The sequence below is a fragment of the Nonomuraea turcica genome, assembly GCF_030718205.1.
GTDB lineage: Bacteria > Actinomycetota > Actinomycetes > Streptosporangiales > Streptosporangiaceae > Nonomuraea.
In genome coordinates this window covers 633,440-653,409 of sequence record NZ_JAUZQF010000001.1, presented here as the reverse complement: position 1 = coordinate 653,409, position 19,970 = coordinate 633,440, and the positions used below count along the sequence as shown (strand labels likewise).

Sequence of the window (19,970 nt, the reverse complement as noted above, 5' to 3'; positions counted from 1 at the left end):
GGGCGTCAAGAGCCGGGACCTGCCGCATGCGGCACGACAGGCTCTTGCACGATGGTTTCGACACGGCCGAACAGGCCGCGCACCAGCAGGAGACCAACGACGCCGCCGACCATTTGCGCTGCGATGAAGCCAGGCAGCGACTCCGGTGCGATCCCGGCGAAGGTGTCGGAGAACGCCCGGCCGATCGTGACGGCGGGGTTGGCGAAGCTGGTGGAGGAGGTGAACCAGTAGGCCGCGCCGATATAGCTCGCCACCGCGACCGGCGCGACGGCTGCGCGTCCCGCCCGTACCAGGCAGAAGATGACCAGCACCAGCCCCGCGGTGGCGACGACTTCGCCCAGCCACAGATGCGGCGCAGCTCGCTCATGCGTGGACCAGGAGATCGCGGGCTTGTCGAACATCAAGTTGGCCAGGATGGCCCCGCCGATGCCGCCGAGAATCTGCGCGACGGCGTACGCGGCCAAGTCACCGATGCGCGACCCGGCCCCGCCCTGCCGCAGATACCACCAGTCTGCCGCCGACACCACGGGGTTGAAATGGGCTCCCGACACCGGACCGAGCACCACGATCAGCACGCCGAGCCCGAACACGGTCGCGGTGGAGTTTTCCAGCAGTTGCAGGCCCACGTCACCCGGGGACAGCGTCTGGGCCATGATCCCCGAGCCCACCACCACAGTCACCAGCAGCGCCGTACCCACGAACTCGGCCAGCAGCCGCCGCGGCAGGCTCATCGGCCACCACCCTGACGCGAAACGCCGCCCTCACGGGACCCGCCCAGCGCCCCGGAGAGGTCCAACAGGTCAGACAGTTCAGCCATCATCTCGGGCACGATGCGGTAGTAAACCCACGAGGCGCGCCGCTCGCTGGTCAACAGCCCGACCTGCTTGAGCACCTTGAGGTGGTGACTGATCGTCGGCTGGGACACATCGAAGCTCGCCGTCAGGTCGCACACGCACGCCTCGCCGCCCGCGTGACTGGCCACGATCGACACGATGCGCAGCCGTACCGGATCACCCAGCGCCTTGAACACCCGAGCCAGCCGGAGCGCCTGCCCGGTGTCGAGCGGTTCGCCGGCCAGTGGCGAACAACATTCCAGCGTCTCAAGCAGCTCCACCGGCACTCCATATTGACATCCATCGATATCGGCGCCTGTGAATATACCCTGGCACGGCGCGATCCGGACCCGCTCAGCCGGGCCCGCGAGTACACTCAGCGTCCCTCGAAGGACGTCCAAGGAGCGTGACCGGATGAGGCGTTACAGAAATGGCCTGGTCGCGGCAGTTCTCGCCGGTGCGTACGCCGGCCTGGTGGTAATCCTTGGCGTCGTCTCGGTGGTGATCTTGCTGACCGCGCAAGATCCGATCCTGTTGACCGGCGTGGCCCTCGTGATCATTACATTCCCTCTTGGGTGGCTGATCTGGTGGGGATGGGATCTGGTCCCACCTCAGCTGGAGGACCCCGTGCTGCTCACAGTGATCCTTTCCTGCGCAGGCTTGCTGCAGGCGTATGTGCTCTGGCGTATCCTGCGGGGCCCTTCGCTCCACGAGGGCGGGACCACCTAACGGCTGCCAGGATTGGCGTATGTCGCGCGAACGTCTTCGATCCACCTTTGACACCGCCGCTTCTCTATATCAGCAGGCGCGCCCCGATTACCCTGCCGAGCTGTATTCCGACCTGCTTGCGATCTCGGGTATCGAATCACCCGCGCACCTGCTCGAAGTCGGATGCGGCCCGGGAAAAGCCACGCTGCCCTTGGCCCGGATGGGCTTTCGGATCACCGCGATCGAGCTCGGCGAGGCCCTGGCGACGGAGGCGCGGCACCACCTCGCCGAATTCGCCGGCGTCTCGGTGATCACCTCATCGTTCGAAGACTGGGAGCCGCCCACAGGAGTCCGCTTCGATCTGGTCTACGCGGCCACAGCCTGGAAGTGGGTGGATCCGGACGTCAAGTACGCGAAGGCAGCCACCCTGCTCCCCCAGGGCGGCCATTTGGCCGTGTGGAACGCCGACCACGCATTCCCGGCAGACGTCGACCCGTTCTTCATCGAGATCCAGAAGGTCTATGAGGAAATCGGCGAAGGCCATGACGGCCCGTGGCCACCTCCACTGCCCGAGGACGAGCCCAACCCCATAGCCGCCGAGTTCGACGCCTCCGGGCACTTCGCGGTCGTCGGGACGCGGCGCTACGTCTGGGCCCTGCGCTACACGGCAGACGAATACATCGCGCTGCTCGACACGTTCTCCGGCCACATCGCCATGGAGCCGGACAAGAACCAACACCTCTACCGCGAGATACGCCGCCGCCTCGCCGCCCGCCCGGACGGACGGCTCACCCGCCACTGGTCGGCCATCCTCACCATCGGCCGCCGCCGATGACGTCATCGACAGCAGGAAGGCGTTGATGCGCAACCCTGCGGTCATCCCGGAGCGCCCCTCCGGAAGCTTCGGATCGTGTTCGTTTCCTGCTCGGCGCAGACGCCGCGATCGCAGCGAAAACGTGGGGCGTACGATGACATCGGCGGTTTGCCGCCTGCTGCGCAAGGATCCTCGTTGAGGCGTCGCCCATCCGGGGCTTGAGGATCGGGCCGGTGCTCCGGTCGCGTCTCCCCGATCTGTGGGAGGTGCGTGCCCGATGAGACCTCGTCCTGCTGTCGCCGTGCTGGCGGCGGGTGTCGCAGCCAGTATGGCCTTGGGGGAATTCATCCCGTTTCTCACGGTGGTGGGCGAGGAGTTCGCCCTGTCGCTCACCACCGCGGGATGGCTGTCGTCACTCATCACACTGGTGGCCGGGCTCGCCTGCCTCCCGCTGGGGATCTGGGTGGATCGAAGGCGGCTGCGCGGGCTCTTCGTGGCCGCTCTGGTGGCGCTGGGCGCGGCAGGGGTGGGGGCCGCGTTCCTCGGCAGCACCGAGATGTTGTTCGCCGTGCGGGTGATCCAGGCCGCCGGGTACGCCCTGGTGGTGATCATAGGGCCGAGCTTGCTGGTCCGGCTGCTGGAGGGCAGGGCGCGGCAGACCGCCCTGGCGTTGTGGGGATTGTGCATCCCGGCCGGGCTGGCGCTGGCGAATGCCGCGGGGTCGCTCGCGGGAGCCGCCGGATGGCGTGCCCAGGTCGCGGGCGTGGGCCTGCTCACCTTGGGAGTGGCGGTGCTCGCCGGCACGCTGCCTCCAGACTCCCGTCCCAGCCGGGTTGAGGACCACGATCGGCTCGGCGAACCGGGTGCGGGGTGGGCGGTGGCCGCGCTGGCGGCCGGGTTCGCGATGATCGCCCTGGTCGGCGTCAGCGTTGTCACTGTTCTCCCGACCTATCTCATGGGCGAGATGAGGCTGACCGGCTCCCAAGCGAGCCTGTTGGCAGGGCTGGTGCCGGCGGCCAGCATGCTGGGCAGCCTGGCGGCCAGTGCCGCGCTACGGGCCGGGGCGCGGCCGGGACGGCTGATCGCCGCGGCGCTGCTCATGGCGCCATTGAGCGCCGGAGTCTTCCTAGCGGCGCCGGTGGCGGTGGTGGCGCTGTGCGCGGCGGGCGTGCTGGCGCTCAATGGCCTGGCCGTCTCAGCGGTGTTCGCGGCGTTGCCCGGCGTCGCGAGCGGTCGTGTCGCCTGGGGGGTCGGGGCGGTGACACAACTGGGTAGCCTGGGCACGCTGCTCGGGCCGCCTTTCTACGGGTGGTGCGTGGAGATGAGCGGGTGGAGCTCGGCCATCGCGGTAACGGCCGCCATCGCGGCCGGCGGAGTCGGATTCGCCTTGGCGGCGGTGCGGCGACGACTCCCATGAGAATGGCGGCGCACTCGACGACGGCGCGCCGCCGCTTGGCGAGGAGGTTGTCCGTCCACAGCGGACGATGAGGGGTAAGGGGAGCATCCACTCCTTACCACTATCAACCTATAGCGCACCGGGGGGCTTGCGGCAAGACCCGGGTCGTGCCGCAGAATCGTCGGCCGAGGCCAGAACCAGCGGAAACGGGGGACGCGGAATGCGGGTGTTGTTGTCGACGTACGGATCGCGCGAGGACGTCGAACCGATGGCGGACTCGCGGTGCGGTTGCGGGAACTCGCCGCCCGTGTCCGCGTGAACCACACGGGATCGGCATGTAACGGTCGCAAGCGACCTCAGATCGGAGCTAATACGTGAACCCGCTGACGACCAGCGCGTTTGACCTTCCTGACCACCTCGCCCCCAAGGCCGACCCGACGCTGATCGCCGACGATGAGCGGCACTTCGCGGCCATCGCGGAGAGCCTCGAGCAGTCGATCGCCGACCTGTCCGACCGCCTCGATGACGAGCGCAAGGCGCCCGGCGGCAAGGGCCGGGCGGCGATGGACCGGGACATGGAGATTCACCGGCTGACCGCCCGCCTGCGCGCACTGCGTCGCTTCGGATTGGACCTGTGTCTCGGACACATCGTCAGCGCGGACAATCCCGAGCCCGTGTACATCGGGCGACTCGGCCTTACGGACAGCGCGGGTCGCCGGCTGCTGCTCGACTGGCGCTCCCCCGCGGCTGAGCCGTTCTTCGGAGCGACCCACGCCAACCCGATGGGTCTGGCAAGCCGCCGCAGATACCGCTGGACCCGCGGCCGGATCAGCGACTACTGGGACGAGGTGTTCACCTCGGACGGGTTCGACGGGCACGCCGCGCTCGACGACCAGTCCGCCTTCATCGCCAGCCTGGGCGGCAACCGGTCGTCCCGCATGCGGGACGTGCTCGGCACCATCCAGGCCGACCAGGACGCCATCATCCGCGCCGGATCCCGCGGCGCTCTTGTCGTCGACGGCGGCCCGGGTACGGGGAAGACGGTCGTCGCGCTGCACCGTTCCGCCTACCTCCTCTACTCCGACCCTCGCCTCGGTCACCGCCGGGGCGGCGTGCTGTTCGTCGGTCCGCACCAGCCCTACCTGGCCTACGTCGCCGACGTCCTGCCCAGCCTCGGAGAGGAGGGCGTGCAGACCTGCACGCTGCGGGACCTCGTCGCCGAGGGAGCCGCGGCGGCGATCGAAACCGACCCGGACGTGGCCCGCCTGAAGTCGTCCGCGAACCTGGTGCAGGCGATCGAGCCGGCCGTCAGGTTCTACGAGAACCCGCCCACCAAGGGGATGACGGTCACGACGAACTGGTCCGACATCTGGCTGAGCGTGGAGGACTGGGCCGAGGCGTTCGAAGCAGCGGAACCCGGTACCCCGCACAACGAGGCGCGCGACCAGATCTGGCAGGGGCTGCTCACGATCCTGGTGGACAAGCACGACGAGGACGTCCCGGCTGATCTGCTCCGCAGGTCGCTGCTGCGGAACAGGGAGCTGCTCACGACCTTCAACCGCGCGTGGCCGCTGATCGAAGCAGCTGACCTCGTCGGAGACCTGTGGTCCGTACCCGCCTATCTGCGGATGTGCGCTCCCTGGCTCAGCCGCGACGACGTTCAGAAGCTGCAGCGCGAGGACGCCCATGCCTGGACGGTGTCCGACCTGCCGCTCCTGGACGCGGCACGGCAGCGGCTCGGCGACCCGGAGGCGGCACGACATAAGCGTCGGCATGACGCCGCCGTCGCCGCCCAACGCGAGCGCATGGCGCGGGTCGTCGACAACCTGATCGAGGCCGATGACGACGGTGAAGGCCTGGTGACGATGCTGCGCGGGCAGGATCTACAGACCTCGCTGGTCGACGAGACCGCACTACCCGTCACCGACCCGGACAGGCTCGCCGGCCCGTTCGCGCACATCGTCGTGGACGAGGCTCAGGAACTCACCGATGCGGAGTGGCAGATGCTGCTGCTCCGCTGCCCGTCTCGGAGCTTCACCATCGTCGGGGACCGTGCCCAGGCCAGGCACGGGTTCACCGAGTCGTGGCAGGAACGGCTCAAGCGGGTCGGGCTCGACCAGATCAACCTGGCCTCCTTGAGCATCAACTACCGGACCCCGGAAGAGGTCATGGCGGAAGCCGAGCCGGTCATCCGGGCCGTGCTCCCCGACGCCAACGTACCGACCTCCATCCGCAGCAACGGCGTCCCCGTCGTCCGCGGGTCCGCTGCGGATCTGAGCTCGATCCTCGACACCTGGCTCGCCGCGCATGCCGACGGGATCGCCTGCGTCATCGGCGATCCCACATTCCAGGAGACGTCCCGCGTCCGGTCGCTGACTCCGGAGCTGTCGAAGGGGCTCGAGTTCGACCTGGTCGTCCTCATCGACCCGGAGGCGTTCGGCGAGGGCATCGAAGGAGCGGTCGACCGCTATGTCGCGATGACCCGAGCGACCCAGCAACTCGTCATCCTCACGAGCTCCTGACGTCGCCCGGGCCGCCGCGCCTCGGGGCCTTTGCCGGGTCTCCGGCATCGGCCGCAGGTCGGTTGCGCGGCGATCACCACGCGACGGGGCCAAGGCGATCGATGAAGATCCCGGTCGGCCCGTCGGCGTGCATCATCGCGAGTTTGACGATCGAGTCGGTGCCCTCGGTGACCGTCAGCTGGCCGGTGTGATTGTTCATGTCGGTGGCGGCGAATTTGCGATTGGCGACTTCTCCGGGAGTGGCGATGTTGAATTTGATCTTCGGAAGTGCCTGGGCGTACCGGATGGTGATCATGTTCAGCGCCGCTTTCGATGAGCTGTAGGCGAGCTCGTGCATTTTCGAGGTGGGCTGCTCCGGATCGGTGATGACCGCGAAGGAGCCGGCACCGCTGGACACCATCACCACCCGCGGATGGTCCGCCGCCTGCAGCAAAGGAAGGAATGCATGGGTGACCCTGACCGGTCCGTACACGTTGGTGTCGTAGACGGAGTGAATTTCGTCGGCCGTCGCGTCCGCAGGTGCGACGAGCCTTCCCGGCGCGCCGGCGTTGTTGATCAGCACATCCAGCCGATCGGTGTGCTCCCGGACGAGTCGTACAGCGTCGGTCACCGACTCGTCCGAGGTCACGTCCAGCGGGACCATGACCACGTTCGCGCCACCGTCGGTCAGCTTGTCGGCAGCCGCCCGTCCTCGACCTTCATCACGCGAGCCGAGAAAGATCGTCCAGCCCTGCTCCCCGAGCCGCCGGGCCGCCTCAAAGCCAAGTCCCTTGTTGCCTCCGGTGATCAACACCGAGGTCTGTTCCGAGCGCGTCATGCCCCTAAGACGACACGCCCCGCTCGGCTGTGACGTGGTGTGAGCGACCTCACAACCGCAGCCTGATGGCGTGTTCGACTACTTCGCCGCCCATCCCGACCGGCACCGGTTCATCGCCTGGGGACGCCTGGAACTGGCCGTCGGCCCCGCCGCCGAACCCCGTGACGATGCCCCAGGCCCCTACCACGCCGCCATCCTTGGCAAGATCGAGAAGATCCGCCGCGCTCAGCAGAACGGCGACCTCGACCCCGCCTGGGACCCCATCGACATCATGGCCCTGGTCACCCAGATCGCCCACACCTGGATCGACCAAACCGAACTCGCCACTCTCGCCCGCCACGTCGCCGCCGACGCCACCCTCCCCGCACGCCGCGCCGCTGTCATCCGCGCCGTCACAGCTCTCTTCCCACCCGCTCCGCGGCCTGGCACCACCCCGTAAGCACGCACCAGCCCGCCTCTCAGAACAGGCTGCTGATGGGGCACCTTGTCATGCGCCGCGAACCGTACCTGGGCTGGGTCGGTCAGGCCGTTTCGGCGCTGAGGGTCTGTGCCACAGGCCGGCGCGCCGCCAGGCGTGCGGGCAGGGCGGTAAGTGCCGCCGTCGCCAGGAGAGTCGCGAGTACGGCGCCGAGCAGCCAGGAGGACGGGGGATCCACCGCATTCCTGGCGGCGAACAGCGAGAGCAGGCCGATGCCCAGAGGGACGCCGATGATGGCGCCGGGCAGCGCGGGCAGGAGTTGGGCGGTGGACAGTCCCGCGGTGATCTGTCCGGGGGTGGCGCCGAGCGTACGTGCGATGGCCATGTTCGCCCGCGCCTCTATGGCAGTGGTCCAGGTGAACGTGATGGTGTTCACGACGGCGAGTGCGATCAGCAGGATGGTGACGGCGAGCATCAGCCGGCGGTCGTGCTCGCCCCGCAGGTTGGGCAGGGCGGAGGAGCCATCCAGGCCGTAGCCCCTCTCCGGCTGGGCGTAGAGGGTCAGCAGGGCGACGATCGCGATCAGCGTGGTGGCGGTGGAGCACGCCTGCAGCACGGCGCGGCCCGGCCGGCGGGCGGTCAGCCGCAGCCCGAGCAACAGCGGGGTGGGCAGCAGCGCGGACAGCGCGGTGAGCCAGGGTCGGTGACGGGGCTGGTGCGCGGTGGCGGACAGCGCCGTGACCGTCGCCGTACGCATGGCCCGCAGCGTGGGGCGCAGGGTGGACAGCAGCGCCACCGCCACGGCGAGGACGGTCGCCGCCGCGACGGTGGCGGCGGTCGGCCCGGCCGCGTCGCCGATCCGGCTGGCGGTGGGGCTGGCGATGGCGGGCACGGTCAGGCGGGCGATCATCAGCCCCAGCGCGTCGCCGGCCAGCGCCAGCGCCAGGTACTCGGTGAGCAGGACGGTGGCGATGAGACCTGGGGTGGCGCCGACGGCCTTGAGCAGCCCGGCCCGGCGCGTCTGCTCGACGGCGCGTCCCGCGGCCAGCGCCGCCACTCCGGTGATGGCCAGGAAACTGAGCAGCCAGCTGCCAACGACCAGGACCGGCTGACTGTTTCTGAGGATGACCATGTCCTGTTGGGCTTTGAACTGCCAGGAGTGGAAGTTGATCCTGATGGAGGAGCCGCGGTGGGCATCGCGGAAGGCCTCGGTCGCGGCGGGGTCGCGCAGCTTCAGGTCCACGGCCGAGGTCACCGGGAGATCTTGGGACAACGCCAGTCTCCGGGCATCTGATCGGGTCATCCAGGCCAGGCCGCTGTAGTCGCTGGGGCCGCCGCCGGGGCCGATCTGGGCCGCCCAAGGGTAGATGGAGGTGGCCGCGGTGACCGCGATCCCGACGACGGGGTACGACCGGCCGGCGATGGTGACGCGGTCGCCGACGCCGACGTCCAGCGCGGTGGCGAAGCCGCGTTCGAGGACCGTGCCGCCGGAGCGTACCCAATGACCCGAGGTCACCAGCGGCCGGTTGACCGCGCCAAGCGTCTCGCCGAAACCGTGCACCACCACGGGGGACGAGGTGGAACCGCGCGTGGTGAGCTCGGCGTAGACGATGCGATAGGGGCCATGGTGGGCGACCACTTCGGGATCGTCCGCCAGCGAGGCCAGGGCCGAGGTCACGGTGGGTCCCGTGTCGCCGGAGAGTGCCACCACGTCCGGCCCGGCGGTGGCCGCGCGGGTCTGCTCGTACAGCGCGTCGCTCACGCCGCGCAGGGACAGCCCCAGTGCCATCGTGGCGGTGGCCACGGTCACCGCGAGCAGGAGCATCGCGGCCTGGGCCTTGTGCCGGCGCACGTCAGCCAGGACGAGGCGCATGACGAGCACGATGGAGCCCATGACGTTCAGCCCTCCAGCCCGATCAGCCCGCCGAGCCCACGCGTGGGGAAGCCGGCCAGCCGGGTGTCGTCGACGAACATCCCGTCGCGCATCGAGACCAGCCGGTCCGCGGTGGCCGCGACCCGCTCGTCATGCGTGACGATCACGAGGGTCTGCCCCGCGGAACGCAGGTCCTCGAAGATCCTCAGCACATCGAGGGTCGCCGCGGTGTCGAGGTTGCCGGTCGGCTCGTCGGCCAGGACGACCAGCGGGTCGTTGACCAGCGCGCGAGCGATGGCGACGCGCTGACGCTGCCCACCGGACAGCTGCGACGGCAGATGCCGGGCACGGTCGGCGAGCCCGACCCGTTCCAGCAGCAGGCTCGCGCGCCGTCTGGCCTGGCGGCGCGAGCGCCCGGCCAGCAGCGCGGGCAGCTCCACGTTCTCGGCCGCCGACAGCTCCTCCACCAGATGGAAGGCCTGGAAGATGAACCCCACCGACCGGCGCCGCAGCCGCGCCAAGGCCCGCTCGCTCAAGGCATCGATGCGCCGCCCGGCGACCCACACCTCCCCACCGGTGGGCCGCTCCAGGCCACCCAGCAGGTGCAGCAGAGTAGATTTCCCGCAGCCGCTGGGCCCCATCACCGCCAGCGTCTGTCCCTGAGGCACCTCCAGGTCGACCTCGTCCACCGCGCGAACCCGGCTCTGCCCCTGACCATGCGTCTTCACCAGGCCGCAGGCCCGGACCGCGGCACTTGACACGTTCATCCGCCCTCAGCTTCGTCATCGACCTTGGACCAGGCCCGCTCACAGGCATCCAGCCAGCGCAGGTCCGCCTGCAACCGGAGCACGACCCCTTCCAGCAGCAGGCCGGCGCCCGACCCCGCAGGCTCGGCCAGCGCCGCCTGCTGCGCCTCACGCAAGCGGCGCAGCAGCTCACGGCGCTGGGCCGCCACCAGCTCGACCGGGTCGGCGAGCCGGGCCGCGGCGGCCGCGACGAGCTTGAGATGAAACTCCACCAGATCCGGTTTCGGCCAGCTCACCTCGGCCAGCCAGGCGGCCACCCGCTGTTGCCCTGCCGGTGTCAGGGCATAGATCTTGCGCTCTGGCCGCTCGGGAAGGCCCTCGGCCCTTTCGCAGACCACGAGCCCGGCTCTTTCCAGCCGAGTCAAGGTCACATAGATCTGACCGGGGTTCATCGACTCGCCCAGTGGGCCAAGACTCTGCTGCAGCCGAGCGCGCAGGTGGTAGCCGTGCGACGGCTCTTTGGCGAGCATCGCCAGCACTGCGTCCTGCACTCCATCCCCCTAACGGTTAGCTAATAGATAGCGGTTACCCATACGAAGTGTCAAAACCCACGATCACCGGGCAGCGAGGCAAGATCGTGATCGAGGTGGTCTGCCACGGCACGGAGACCTCACTGAACCGGCGCTACGTCCGGAGCCTGCGTGCGGGCACGTCCGCCGACACCTACCGGCGGACGATCAACGAAATCCCGGCCGGCAGCGTGTGCACGATCAACGAGCCCAACACCGGCGCCACCAGGAAGGTCGCCGCGGCGAAGCCCGTGATCTCTGACCACAGCGTCACCATCGAGGCCGGCGAAACCCAGCGGGCGACCGTCACCAACACCTTCCGATGGCGCAAGGACGTGCACGAGTACGACAGGAAGAAGAAGCCGGCCGACCGCCAGGACGCGCTAATTCTTTTGGGCCAATGCCGCGACGTCAAGGTGTGATGGCCGGCCGTCAAGTCCGGCGCGATGTCGCGTCGTGTCCGGACATGGCGCGATATGTACATACGTACATTCGATGTGTACGCTTGTACGTATGATGCCCGACTTTGATGGCCGCTCGATGCGCGAGCGGATGCTCGCCGGTGACCTGTACATCGCCGATGACCCGGAGCTGGCCGAGCACATGCTGCGCGCGGCGGACCTGATGGAGGCGTTCAACGCGACACCGGCCCGTGACCCCCGAGAGCGGCGCCGGCTGCTCACCGAGCTGCTCGGCGCCATCGGTGAGGGCACGGAGATCCGGCCGCCGCTGCGGGTGGACTACGGCAGCAACATCCGCATCGGCGCCCGGTCGTTCGCCAACTTCGGTCTCGTGGCTTTGGACGTCGCGCCGATCATCATCGGCGACGACGTGCAGATCGGGTCCTACGTTCAGCTGATGACGCCGACCCACCCGGTGGATCCGGAGCCCCGCAGAGCGAAGTGGGAGGCCGCGAAACCGATCACCATCGGCGACAACGTGTGGCTGGGCAGCGGGGCGATCATCCTGGCCGGGGTCACGATCGGGGAGAACACCGTCGTCGGCGCCGGCGCGGTGGTCACCAGAGACCTTCCGGCGAACGTCGTCGCCGTGGGCAATCCCGCCCGCGTGATCCGCACCATCGAGCCCGGCATGCCATGAACAGCCCCGCCAGCCCGCGCTCACCCGTCCCGCGGCGGCCTCGTCGGCACGACCCCGGGCGACGGGACCGGCTGATCGACGCCGCGCTCACCGTCATCGCCGAGCGCGGCGTGGCCGGGACGACGCACCGGGAGATCGCCCGGGTCGCGGACGTACCGCTGGGCTCGATGACCTACCACTTCACCTCGCTGGAGGAGGTGCTCGCCGAAGCGTTCACCCGGCACGCCGACTCCGTGGCCCGCGTCTTCGACGAGCGGCTGAGCGCCGCGCCAGACAAGGACGCGGCGATCGAGGCCGTCATCACGCTGGTGGCCGACGACCAGCTCGGCTCACAGGACGACCTCGTCCTTTCCGTGGAGCTGTACGTGGCCGCGGCACGTAATCCGGCCTTGCGGGCCGTCACCCAAGCCTGGATGGCGCGCAGCCGGCAGGCGCTGGAACGCCACTTCGACGCCACCACCGCCCGGGAGCTGGACGCGCTCATCGAAGGGCTCGTGCTGCACAGCGCCCTGTCGACCGACCCGATGACGCCCGAGCAGATCCGCCACGCCATCCACCGGTTCCTGCGCTGATTCCTCCCCTGCACATACGTGATCGGAAAGCCGATGTCCGCTGCCGGCGCCCCTCCAGCCGCGCCCATCCGTGAGGCGCGCCTGGCCCGTGCCGCCGTCGCGGCGCTGTTCCTCACCAACGGCGCCGTGTTCTTCAACGTCGTCCCGCGGCGCTGGCCGGCTTCGCCCTCGCCGGGCTCGGCTTCGCCACCCTCGTCCCGGCCGCCATGCACACCGGCGACGAACTGCCCGGCCTGCCCTCCGGCACCGGCCTGACCATCGTCAGCTGGCTGCTGCGCGGCGGATTCCTGCTGTCCCCGCTGCTCGTCGGATTCGTCGCCGACCTCAGCAGCCTGCGCGTCGGACTGCTGTCGGTCGTCCTGGCCGGCGCCGTCACCATCGTCCTCGCCCGCGTCCTGGTCGACCGCACTGTGGCCTGAACATGGCCGGGCTGTACGCCGCGCCTGGCCGCTCACCCACTGCGCAGGGAGTAGGCGGTCACGTCCTCGGGCAGTTCGGCGACGCGTGACAGCGCGCCGGTGTTGATGTTCCAGCCGAGCAGCCTGTCCTCGCTCTCGATGATCACGCCCTGGCTGATCCAGCCGCGCACGGGGCAGCCGCCCTTCCCGCACCTCGTGTCAGCAGACTGACCCCAGGGCAGGAGCAGCGTCCTGACCACCCGTCCCGTGGCGGCGTCGGCCACGACGACCATGTCGGCTCCCCCCGCCTGGTCGTCTTGGGCGAACGCGGACAGGGCGACCAAGCCGTCCCATTGCCATGCCTGATCGCCCAGGATGCCCGCGGGCCTGCTGCCCCCGTGGGTGATGGCCTGGAGGTCCAGCTCCACCTCCGACCTGCCCTCCTGGATGACCGTCCGGCCGCCTTTGCCGGGCGAGACGATCCTGAGGTCACGGTAGCCTGCGACACCGGTAAAGCCCTTGTACGGCTGCCGCCGCACCTTCCCCGTGGCCAAGTCGAGCAGGTAGTTCGCCTCCCCCTGCTCGACGAGGAGTTGCTCGCCGCGCCAGAGCACCACCTCGTTGAACCCCGGCACCGGGTAGCGCCTGGTCTCGCCGATCACGAGGTCGACGACCACCACCTCGTCCTTCTGCGGGAAGGCGGCCATCGTCCCGTCGGGGGCGAGCGAGTTGGGCTTCAGCGGCGTCCCGCCGTTGCCGTCCGCATCCACGGAATCATCCAGCTTCACCTTGAGAGGGATGCGGCCGCCTGATTTCATCACGTAGATCTGCCCGTCGCCGAACTCGGCCAGCGCCAGGACGGGTCCGGAAACCGCGGTCACCACGGGGATGTCGGCCCACCTTTCCGGCAGCGCGGTCGCCGCCGTGGGCAGCGCCGCCTCACCGCTGGGCAGCGGCGCTATGTCCATGGCGGGAGTCGGCGGGATCGTGGGCGTGGGCGTGAGTGCGACGCCGGGATACACAGTGATGCCGCGCTCGACCGGCTCCGGGAACACGGCGATCCCCACCACGACGAGCGCGGTGACCGTCGCGGCCGCCGCGGCCACCGTCCACCGGCGACGGGTACGGCTCCGCGTGCCCTGCCGCCACAGCTCGCCCGCGCGGGACGCCCCCTCAGGCAGAGTCTCGGCGAGATCATTGAAGAGCTCCCGCAGCCTCTGATCCGTCATATCAACACCTTCTCCAGCTCGGGAGCGACCTCGCGTAACCGCTTCAGCGCCGCGTGCGTCTGGCTCTTCACCGTCCCGGGCGAGACCCCGAGGATCGCGGCGACCTCCCCGACGGGCAGATCCTCGTAGAAGCGCAGCACCAGCACCGCCCGCTGCTTCACCGGCAGCCTGGCCAGCGCGCGGGCGAACACCACCTTCAGGTCTGAGGCTCCCGAGGTATCGCGATCCGCCTGATCGGGCGGCTCCCCGTAGGGGAATTCCCGTCGCCTCCGCCACCTGGTCGCCACGTCCCTGTACAGGGTGGTACGCAGGTAACTGACCGGGTCGGTATGCACCTTCGACCAGCGGCGCGCCAGTTTGATCAGGGCATCCTGAAGCACGTCCTCGGCCAGATGCATGTCACCGCTGATGAGGATGGCGGCACGCAGCAGCCGCGGGTGCCAGGCGGCGACGAAGGCCTCGAACGCCTCGGATTCCGTCATGTAAACAAGACGCCCGGGAAGGGGTGAACGGTTGGGGCTTCTACGAAATTCGCCGTTTTCGCGGAATCAGGCGCTCGGTGTGCGACGAACGCGTTTCCGGGGCGGGCGTGTGCGCTCTCGTTCCGTGGCTTTGTGGATCGGATCGGCCGACCACCGATGAATCCGACGACCGGGCCAGGTCTACTCCTCAACACGGCAAAGCTGCGCACATGATCAGTGAGGGACCATGACCACAAACGCACTACCGCCCGTCGTCGACGCCGACACCTGGCAGCGTCAGCTCGAAGCACTGCGTGCCCGGGAGAAGGCCGCGACCCGGGAACTCGACGCCATCGCCGCCCAGCGCCGCCGCCTGCCCATGGTGAGGATGCCGGACTACACCCTCGAGGGCGAGCACGGACCCATTCGGCTGGCGGACGTCTTCGAAGGCAGGAGCCAGCTGATCGTCTACAACCACATGTGGTTCCCGGGCAAGGAGTGGCAGTGCCCGGGCTGCACCGGGTACACCTCGCAGTTCACCCGGCTGGAGTTCCTGGACAACTACGATGCCCGATTCGTCATCGTCACCCAGGGCCCGATCGACGAGGCACTCGCCTACAAGCGGCGGGTCGGGAACACGATGGCCTGGTATTCCACCGCGAACAGCCCGTTCGGCGCCGACGTCGGCGCACCGCCCGGCGAAGGCTTCGCCGTCAACGTGTTCCTGCGCGATGGCGACACCGTGTATCGCACCTGGCACACCAACGGCCGCGGCACCGAGCAGCTCAGCCACACCTTCGCCCTGATCGACCTGCTGCCGTACGGGCGACAGGAGGAGTGGCAGGACTCGCCCGAGGGCTGGCCGCAGTCGCCCACTTACAGCCGGTGGACCACCTCCAAGGACATCGCCGCGCTCTACGGCCCGGATACCGCCTAGCGACTTCCGCCTGGCTCATCGACGTCATGCGTACGGTCGCGACCACACTGGCCGCGACCGTACGAATGATCGATCTTGCCGTTACCCGCCGTCAGCGGTGTCGAGCGGCTGAGCGACTTGTGCGTTGCCCGGCGGTGGGCGCCGGCCGACAGCCCGTCAAGCGGCGTCGAGGGCTTCGATGATCTTGCGGGCCATGTCGGCCAGGGTGGGGCTGGGCTGGCCCTGGTGGGTGCGGGCGGCTGCTTCGATGGCGACGATGACGGTGTTGCGGAAGTTGCCGGCCTCTGCGGGATCCTGCTTCTTGAGCAGGGTCATGGCCGCGGTCAGGGCCGGCAGCACGTGGTCGGCGAGTGCGGCCACGGACTTGCCGCCCAGGTCCTTGCCCTTGGGCGCCTTGGCGAGCACGTGCCCGACCAGCCCGGTGGCGGAGGCCAGGGCGATGGAGCCCTCGGTGGCGGCCTTGTGGGGCTTGCCGGCGGCATCGGCGGCGGACATCAGCGTGACGGCGCCGTACGCGGCGGTCCGCAGGGTGAGCTTGTCCTGGTCGTTAAGGGTGACGGACATGGTCGTGTGCTCCTTTGAATCTGTTCTGACGTTCAGTCGAACGGACGGATGGCGGGTCTACCGGGCGTGGGCTCGGTGTCAGTCGTCGATGGCCTGGTAGAGCGTGGTCCAGAAGTCGTGCATCAGCCGTATCGAATACGGGGCGGACGCCCCGACCTGGGTGAGCAGGATTCCGGTGAGCTGGTTGTCCGGGTCGGCGTAGGTCGAGGTGCCGCTTCCGCCGTCCCAGCCGAACTGGCCGATGGGCGCGTAGTCGCCGCGGTAGGTGCGCACCGCCATCCCGAAGCCCCAGCCGCCGTGCTGGCCTTGGCCGAAGGACACATGGACGTTGTTGACGGCCATGGCGTGCCGGGCGGCTTGCTGCTCCGGCGTGAGGCGGTTGGTGGTCATCAACTCCACAGCGGGCCGGGACAAGATCCGCTCGCTGCCGTGCATGCCGCCGTTGAGCAGCATGCGGAAGTAGGCGTGGTAGTCATCGACGGTGGAGACCAGCCCACCGCCGCCGCCCTGGAACGCCGGAGGCCGACTCCACCGTCCCCCGGCGGCCTCGTCCCACACGTGGAATTCTCCGCTCTGCGGGTCAGGAGCGTAGAGGGTCGGCAGCCGGTCGATCTTGTCGGCCGGCACGTGGAAGGCGGTGTCCTTCATGCCCAGGGGGTCGAAGATGCGTTCGCGCAGGAACGTCTCGAACGACTGGCCCGTGACCCTGGCCACCAGCACGCCGAGGAGATCGTTGCTGATCTGGTACTGCCAGCGCTCGCCAGGCTGGTGCATCAGCGGAAGCGCGCCCAGGCGGCGCATCCACTCATCCGGCTCGGGCATCGGCTCCGGCAGATTGGGCGTGAGCCCCTGCTCGAAGATCGCGCCCATGATCGGAGTGCCCAGCGACGTCATGTCCATGCCGAGCCCGAACGTGGAGGTCAGCACGTCGCGCACGGTGATCGGCCGCCGCGCCGGCACGGTGTCGTCCAGCGGGCTGTCGATCCGCTTCAGCACCTGCCGGTCGGCCAGTTCGGGCAACCACGGATCCACCGGGTCATCCAGCCGCAGCCGGCACTCATCCAGCAGGACCATCGCCGCCCCGACCGAGACCGGCTTGGACGTGGAGGCCATCCGGAAGATCGTGTCCCGGCTCATCGGCGCGCCACCGTCATGGCGCATCGTCCCGATCGTTTCGACGTGCGTCTTATCTCCCCGGCTGACCAGGGCGACAAGTCCGGGAATCTTCCCGGACTCGACGTGGCGTGCCAGCACGTCCCGCAGTCTGTCCAGCCCCGTCTTGGAGAAGCCGCTGTTGCTGTGTCTCATCATGAATCTCCTTGCGCACAGTGTTCGATCTGCGAGACCGGCCCCGAGGCCGTAGTCGCTGAACCGTTCATGGCATCCACGATCTCCGACCGCTCTGATATCGGGCCGTTGCCGTGCTGACGCGGTCGCTGACACGACACCGCATCAGACCTGATCGCCACCGGGATCATTGACGTTCTGTCTGGCGATCGTGACGAGCAGCGATCAGGCCGCCCCCACCCACACGCTTGCGGTCCCGGGCTGCACCTTCAGCTACTCGGTGTTGCTAGGTATCGGTAATCAGTGTTACTTTATACCAGTAGCTAGCGACACCGAGTAGCTGAGTGGGGGTGTTCCATGGGCAAGCTCGTGACGGAGATGCTCAAGGGAACGCTGGAGGGCATCGTCCTCGCGATCCTGTCCGGCCGGCCCGCCTACGGCTACGAGATCACGGCGTGGCTGCGGGCTCAGGGCTTCTCCGACATCGCCGAAGGCACCATCTACGCGCTGCTGGTCCGGGTCGAGCAGCGCGGCCTGGTCGATGTGGAGAAGGTCCCGTCCGAGAAGGGGCCGCCGCGCAAGGTGTATTCCCTGAACGCTCAGGGACGGGAGTACCTCGAAGAGTTCTGGAGGACCTGGAGTTTCCTCACGGAACGGCTCGAACAGCTCCGCGAAGGAGGCAATTAGACATGGCCACAGGGTCGGACGAGCCGAAGAGCCGCTACCTGCAGTATCTGGAGGTGATCACCGGGTCGCTCGAGGACAAGCGGCGCTACCGGCAATACAAGGCGCGCATCAAGCAGCTTCCCGAGAACTATCGCACGGCAGTCGAAGCGCTGGAGCGCTACCTGATGCACTTCGGGCCGGCGGACGGCGCCGACGCGCTGTCGATGTACGAGGACCTTGCCGATCTGATCGAACAGAGCGCGGCCGATGGAACCCCGATCCGCGACATCTTCGGGAAAGACCCCGTGGAGTTCGTGGAGGCGTTCGTGGCCAATTACCCCCTCGGGCAGTACAGAACCCGGGAGCGGAACCGCTTCACCAGCGCCATCGAGCGCGCCGCCGGCGAAGACACCGCAAGAGGAGACAGGACAGTCTGATGACGACACAGCAAGCCCAGGCGATCCAGGTCAAAGGCCTGGAGAAGTCGTACAAGGAACTGCGGGTGCTGCGCGGCGTGGACTTCACCGTGGCGCGGGGCAGCATCTTCGCCCTGCTCGGCTCCAACGGGGCGGGCAAGACCACGGCAGTCAAAATCCTGTCCACGCTGCTCAAGGCCGATGCGGGCACTGCCAGCGTCAACGGCTTCGACGTCGCCACGCAGGCCGCGGACGTGCGGGAGTCCATCAGCCTCACCGGACAGTTCGCTGCAGTCGACGAGATCCTCAGTGGGCGGGAGAACCTCGTGCTCGTCGCCCGGCTGCGGCACCTCAAGAACCCGGGCAAGATCGCCGATGACCTGCTCGAGCGTTTCTCGCTGACCGACGCGGGCGCGCGGAAGGTGTCGACGTATTCGGGGGGCATGCGCCGCCGCCTCGACATCGCCATGAGCCTCATCGGCAGTCCGCCGGTCATCTTCCTCGACGAGCCCACAACCGGACTCGACCCCCAGGCGCGTATCGAGGTGTGGGAGGCGATCAAGGAACTCGCCGCCCAGGGTACGACGGTGCTGCTCACGACACAGTATCTGGACGAGGCCGAACAACTCGCCGACCGGATCGCGATCCTGCACCAGGGCCGGATCATCGTGAACGGCACCCTGGACGAGCTCAAGCAACTGCCGCCACCCGCCAAGGTCGAATACGTCGAGAAGCAGCCGACCCTCGAGGACGTCTTCCTCGCACTCGTCGGCACCGACGGCAAGGACGGCGACGCCGGCAAACACCGCACTTCGATACGCGCGAGTAAGGAACCACGATGAGCAAGCATTTCTTCGGCGACACCGCCGTCCTGCTGGGACGATCCCTGCGCCACATCACGCGCAGCCCGGACACCATCATCACGACCGCGATCATGCCGATTGCCATGATGCTGATGTTCGTCTACGTGTTCGGCGGCGCGATTAGAACAGGGTCGGATTCGTATGTGAATTACATGCTGCCCGGCATCCTGCTCATCACGGTCGCCTCGGGCATCGCCTACACCGCGTACCGGCTGTTCATGGACATGAAGGGCGGCATCTTCGAGCGCTTCCAATCGATGCCGACCGCGCGGTCGTCGGTGCTGTGGGCGCACGTGCTGACCTCGCTGGTCGCCAATCTGATCTCGCTCGTGGTCGTGATGCTCGTGGCCCTGCTCATGGGCTTCCGCTCCTCGGCGGGAGTGCTGGCGTGGCTGTCGGTGGCGGGCATCCTGATCCTGTTCACCCTGGCGTTGACCTGGATCGCCGTTATCCCCGGCCTGTCCGCCAAGACGATGGAAGGCGCGAGCGCGTTCTCCTACCCGCTCATCTTCCTGCCGTTCCTCAGCTCGGCGTTCGTTCCCACCGACACCATGCCCGGGCCGCTGCGCGTCTTCGCCGAGCACCAGCCGGTGACCTCCATCGTCAATGCCATCCGTGACCTGTTCACGCAGCAGCCGGTCGGCACCGACATCTGGATCGCCCTCGCCTGGTGTGTCGGCATCCTCATCGTCGCGTACTTCTTCGCCATGACCACCTACCGCCGCAAGATCTCCTAGGCCGTGTGATCGAGTCTGCCTTGATGCAGATCAGCGTGGCGGA

General features: G+C 68.4%; 24 protein-coding genes. 14 read left to right on the top strand and 10 right to left on the bottom strand.

Annotation, left to right across the window (positions count from 1 at the left end):
* Positions 1-5: 5 nt before the first annotated feature.
* A complete protein-coding gene (locus tag Q9G87_RS03260; protein ID WP_305914639.1) occupies positions 6-731 on the bottom strand; it encodes an aquaporin in 726 nt (241 codons plus the stop codon).
* The gene (locus Q9G87_RS03255; protein WP_305915125.1) at positions 728-1,114 is read right to left on the bottom strand and encodes an ArsR/SmtB family transcription factor; all 387 of its coding nucleotides are present in this window, start codon (positions 1,112-1,114) and stop codon (positions 728-730) included. The genes Q9G87_RS03260 and Q9G87_RS03255 overlap by 4 nt, the downstream gene beginning before the upstream one ends.
* A gap of 133 nt (positions 1,115-1,247) precedes the next feature.
* On the opposite strand from Q9G87_RS03255, the gene Q9G87_RS03250 reads away from it, so the two are divergent.
* The 4 genes from Q9G87_RS03250 to helR all read left to right on the top strand — a co-directional run bounded on the left by Q9G87_RS03250 (position 1,248) and on the right by helR (position 6,273).
* Positions 1,248-1,562: an SCO4225 family membrane protein gene (locus Q9G87_RS03250; RefSeq protein ID WP_305914638.1), complete on the top strand. Its 315-nt coding sequence runs from the start codon at positions 1,248-1,250 to the stop codon at positions 1,560-1,562.
* A 19-nt stretch (positions 1,563-1,581) separates the two neighbouring features.
* On the top strand, positions 1,582-2,376 hold the full coding sequence (locus tag Q9G87_RS03245; RefSeq protein WP_305914637.1) for a class I SAM-dependent methyltransferase: 795 nt from the start codon (positions 1,582-1,584) through the stop codon (positions 2,374-2,376).
* A 256-nt stretch (positions 2,377-2,632) separates the two neighbouring features.
* Positions 2,633-3,772, top strand: coding sequence for an MFS transporter (locus tag Q9G87_RS03240; protein WP_305914636.1), 1,140 nt, complete (start codon positions 2,633-2,635; stop codon positions 3,770-3,772).
* A 353-nt stretch (positions 3,773-4,125) separates the two neighbouring features.
* Positions 4,126-6,273, top strand: a complete 2,148-nt coding sequence (helR, locus tag Q9G87_RS03235; protein ID WP_305914635.1) for an RNA polymerase recycling motor ATPase HelR — start codon at positions 4,126-4,128, stop codon at positions 6,271-6,273.
* 73 nt (positions 6,274-6,346) lie between these two features.
* Here helR and Q9G87_RS03230 read toward each other — a convergent pair whose 3' ends face one another.
* A complete protein-coding gene (locus Q9G87_RS03230; protein ID WP_305914634.1) occupies positions 6,347-7,090 on the bottom strand; it encodes an SDR family NAD(P)-dependent oxidoreductase in 744 nt (247 codons plus the stop codon).
* A 70-nt stretch (positions 7,091-7,160) separates the two neighbouring features.
* Here Q9G87_RS03230 and Q9G87_RS03225 point away from each other — a divergent pair, with 70 nt between their 5' ends.
* A complete protein-coding gene (locus tag Q9G87_RS03225; RefSeq protein WP_305914633.1) occupies positions 7,161-7,529 on the top strand; it encodes a hypothetical protein in 369 nt (122 codons plus the stop codon).
* An 82-nt stretch (positions 7,530-7,611) separates the two neighbouring features.
* Here Q9G87_RS03225 and Q9G87_RS03220 read toward each other — a convergent pair whose 3' ends face one another.
* The 3 genes from Q9G87_RS03220 to Q9G87_RS03210 are packed head-to-tail and all read right to left on the bottom strand — an operon-like array spanning position 7,612 to position 10,657.
* Positions 7,612-9,402, bottom strand: a complete 1,791-nt coding sequence (locus Q9G87_RS03220) for an FtsX-like permease family protein (protein WP_305914632.1) — start codon at positions 9,400-9,402, stop codon at positions 7,612-7,614.
* Positions 9,403-9,407: 5 nt separating this feature from the next.
* The gene (locus Q9G87_RS03215; RefSeq protein ID WP_305914631.1) at positions 9,408-10,148 is read right to left on the bottom strand and encodes an ABC transporter ATP-binding protein; all 741 of its coding nucleotides are present in this window, start codon (positions 10,146-10,148) and stop codon (positions 9,408-9,410) included.
* Positions 10,145-10,657 (bottom strand): PadR family transcriptional regulator, encoded by a 513-nt coding sequence (locus Q9G87_RS03210; RefSeq protein ID WP_305915124.1) that lies wholly within the window; start codon positions 10,655-10,657, stop codon positions 10,145-10,147. The genes Q9G87_RS03215 and Q9G87_RS03210 overlap by 4 nt, the downstream gene beginning before the upstream one ends.
* A gap of 68 nt (positions 10,658-10,725) precedes the next feature.
* Between Q9G87_RS03210 and Q9G87_RS03205 the strand changes: the two genes are divergently transcribed.
* The 4 genes from Q9G87_RS03205 (at position 10,726) to Q9G87_RS03190 (ending at position 12,788) form a co-directional block, all read left to right on the top strand.
* Positions 10,726-11,118 carry a DUF5979 domain-containing protein gene (locus Q9G87_RS03205; protein ID WP_305914630.1) on the top strand — a complete coding sequence of 131 codons (393 nt, stop codon included), beginning with the start codon at positions 10,726-10,728 and terminating at the stop codon, positions 11,116-11,118.
* Between the two features lie 94 nt (positions 11,119-11,212).
* On the top strand, positions 11,213-11,797 hold the full coding sequence (locus tag Q9G87_RS03200; RefSeq protein ID WP_305915123.1) for a sugar O-acetyltransferase: 585 nt from the start codon (positions 11,213-11,215) through the stop codon (positions 11,795-11,797).
* Positions 11,794-12,369 carry a TetR/AcrR family transcriptional regulator gene (locus Q9G87_RS03195; protein WP_305914629.1) on the top strand — a complete coding sequence of 192 codons (576 nt, stop codon included), beginning with the start codon at positions 11,794-11,796 and terminating at the stop codon, positions 12,367-12,369. Before Q9G87_RS03200 ends, Q9G87_RS03195 begins: the two co-directional genes overlap by 4 nt.
* A 206-nt stretch (positions 12,370-12,575) precedes the next feature.
* Entirely contained in the window at positions 12,576-12,788 is a 213-nt protein-coding gene (locus tag Q9G87_RS03190; RefSeq protein WP_305914628.1) for a hypothetical protein, read from the top strand.
* 32 nt (positions 12,789-12,820) lie between these two features.
* Here the strand turns inward: Q9G87_RS03190 and Q9G87_RS03185 are convergent, their stop codons facing one another.
* Positions 12,821-13,996, bottom strand: coding sequence for a hypothetical protein (locus tag Q9G87_RS03185; protein ID WP_305914627.1), 1,176 nt, complete (start codon positions 13,994-13,996; stop codon positions 12,821-12,823).
* Positions 13,993-14,478: a SigE family RNA polymerase sigma factor gene (locus Q9G87_RS03180; RefSeq protein ID WP_305914626.1), complete on the bottom strand. Its 486-nt coding sequence runs from the start codon at positions 14,476-14,478 to the stop codon at positions 13,993-13,995. The genes Q9G87_RS03185 and Q9G87_RS03180 overlap by 4 nt, the downstream gene beginning before the upstream one ends.
* A gap of 226 nt (positions 14,479-14,704) precedes the next feature.
* On the opposite strand from Q9G87_RS03180, the gene Q9G87_RS03175 reads away from it, so the two are divergent.
* Entirely contained in the window at positions 14,705-15,394 is a 690-nt protein-coding gene (locus Q9G87_RS03175; protein ID WP_305914625.1) for a DUF899 domain-containing protein, read from the top strand.
* 156 nt (positions 15,395-15,550) lie between these two features.
* Here the strand turns inward: Q9G87_RS03175 and Q9G87_RS03170 are convergent, their stop codons facing one another.
* Both Q9G87_RS03170 and Q9G87_RS03165 read right to left on the bottom strand, forming a co-directional pair.
* Positions 15,551-15,958, bottom strand: a complete 408-nt coding sequence (locus Q9G87_RS03170; RefSeq protein WP_305914624.1) for a hypothetical protein — start codon at positions 15,956-15,958, stop codon at positions 15,551-15,553.
* 78 nt (positions 15,959-16,036) lie between these two features.
* Positions 16,037-17,266, bottom strand: coding sequence for a serine hydrolase domain-containing protein (locus Q9G87_RS03165; protein WP_371825733.1), 1,230 nt, complete (start codon positions 17,264-17,266; stop codon positions 16,037-16,039).
* 336 nt (positions 17,267-17,602) lie between these two features.
* Between Q9G87_RS03165 and Q9G87_RS03160 the strand changes: the two genes are divergently transcribed.
* Genes Q9G87_RS03160 through Q9G87_RS03145 form a run of 4 tightly spaced genes read left to right on the top strand, consistent with a single transcriptional unit; the run spans position 17,603 to position 19,927 of the window.
* Positions 17,603-17,932: a PadR family transcriptional regulator gene (locus Q9G87_RS03160; protein WP_305914622.1), complete on the top strand. Its 330-nt coding sequence runs from the start codon at positions 17,603-17,605 to the stop codon at positions 17,930-17,932.
* Between the two features lie 2 nt (positions 17,933-17,934).
* Positions 17,935-18,348 (top strand): DUF1048 domain-containing protein, encoded by a 414-nt coding sequence (locus Q9G87_RS03155; RefSeq protein WP_305914621.1) that lies wholly within the window; start codon positions 17,935-17,937, stop codon positions 18,346-18,348.
* Entirely contained in the window at positions 18,348-19,169 is an 822-nt protein-coding gene (locus Q9G87_RS03150) for an ABC transporter ATP-binding protein (protein WP_305914620.1), read from the top strand. Before Q9G87_RS03155 ends, Q9G87_RS03150 begins: the two co-directional genes overlap by 1 nt.
* Complete coding sequence (locus Q9G87_RS03145; protein ID WP_305914619.1) at positions 19,166-19,927, top strand: ABC transporter permease; 762 nt, start codon at positions 19,166-19,168, stop codon at positions 19,925-19,927. Before Q9G87_RS03150 ends, Q9G87_RS03145 begins: the two co-directional genes overlap by 4 nt.
* The last annotated feature ends 43 nt before the right edge of the window (positions 19,928-19,970 follow it).

Excerpts from the sequence above, each read along its gene's own strand:
- Q9G87_RS03260 (WP_305914639.1), bottom strand. The coding sequence starts at position 731 with ATGAGCCTGCCGCGGCGGCTGCTGGCCGAGTTCGTGGGTACGGCGCTG.
- Q9G87_RS03250 (WP_305914638.1), top strand. The coding sequence starts at position 1,248 with ATGAGGCGTTACAGAAATGGCCTGGTCGCGGCAGTTCTCGCCGGTGCG.
- Q9G87_RS03245 (WP_305914637.1), top strand. The coding sequence starts at position 1,582 with ATGTCGCGCGAACGTCTTCGATCCACCTTTGACACCGCCGCTTCTCTA.
- Q9G87_RS03240 (WP_305914636.1), top strand. The coding sequence starts at position 2,633 with ATGAGACCTCGTCCTGCTGTCGCCGTGCTGGCGGCGGGTGTCGCAGCC.
- Q9G87_RS03230 (WP_305914634.1), bottom strand. The coding sequence starts at position 7,090 with ATGACGCGCTCGGAACAGACCTCGGTGTTGATCACCGGAGGCAACAAG.
- Q9G87_RS03220 (WP_305914632.1), bottom strand. The coding sequence starts at position 9,402 with ATGGGCTCCATCGTGCTCGTCATGCGCCTCGTCCTGGCTGACGTGCGC.
- Q9G87_RS03215 (WP_305914631.1), bottom strand. The coding sequence starts at position 10,148 with ATGAACGTGTCAAGTGCCGCGGTCCGGGCCTGCGGCCTGGTGAAGACG.
- Q9G87_RS03210 (WP_305915124.1), bottom strand. The coding sequence starts at position 10,657 with ATGCTCGCCAAAGAGCCGTCGCACGGCTACCACCTGCGCGCTCGGCTG.
- Q9G87_RS03200 (WP_305915123.1), top strand. The coding sequence starts at position 11,213 with ATGCCCGACTTTGATGGCCGCTCGATGCGCGAGCGGATGCTCGCCGGT.
- Q9G87_RS03195 (WP_305914629.1), top strand. The coding sequence starts at position 11,794 with ATGAACAGCCCCGCCAGCCCGCGCTCACCCGTCCCGCGGCGGCCTCGT.
- Q9G87_RS03190 (WP_305914628.1), top strand. The coding sequence starts at position 12,576 with ATGCACACCGGCGACGAACTGCCCGGCCTGCCCTCCGGCACCGGCCTG.
- Q9G87_RS03185 (WP_305914627.1), bottom strand. The coding sequence starts at position 13,996 with ATGACGGATCAGAGGCTGCGGGAGCTCTTCAATGATCTCGCCGAGACT.
- Q9G87_RS03180 (WP_305914626.1), bottom strand. The coding sequence starts at position 14,478 with ATGACGGAATCCGAGGCGTTCGAGGCCTTCGTCGCCGCCTGGCACCCG.
- Q9G87_RS03175 (WP_305914625.1), top strand. The coding sequence starts at position 14,705 with ATGACCACAAACGCACTACCGCCCGTCGTCGACGCCGACACCTGGCAG.
- Q9G87_RS03170 (WP_305914624.1), bottom strand. The coding sequence starts at position 15,958 with ATGTCCGTCACCCTTAACGACCAGGACAAGCTCACCCTGCGGACCGCC.
- Q9G87_RS03165 (WP_371825733.1), bottom strand. The coding sequence starts at position 17,266 with ATGAGACACAGCAACAGCGGCTTCTCCAAGACGGGGCTGGACAGACTG.
- Q9G87_RS03160 (WP_305914622.1), top strand. The coding sequence starts at position 17,603 with ATGGGCAAGCTCGTGACGGAGATGCTCAAGGGAACGCTGGAGGGCATC.
- Q9G87_RS03155 (WP_305914621.1), top strand. The coding sequence starts at position 17,935 with ATGGCCACAGGGTCGGACGAGCCGAAGAGCCGCTACCTGCAGTATCTG.
- Q9G87_RS03150 (WP_305914620.1), top strand. The coding sequence starts at position 18,348 with ATGACGACACAGCAAGCCCAGGCGATCCAGGTCAAAGGCCTGGAGAAG.
- Q9G87_RS03145 (WP_305914619.1), top strand. The coding sequence starts at position 19,166 with ATGAGCAAGCATTTCTTCGGCGACACCGCCGTCCTGCTGGGACGATCC.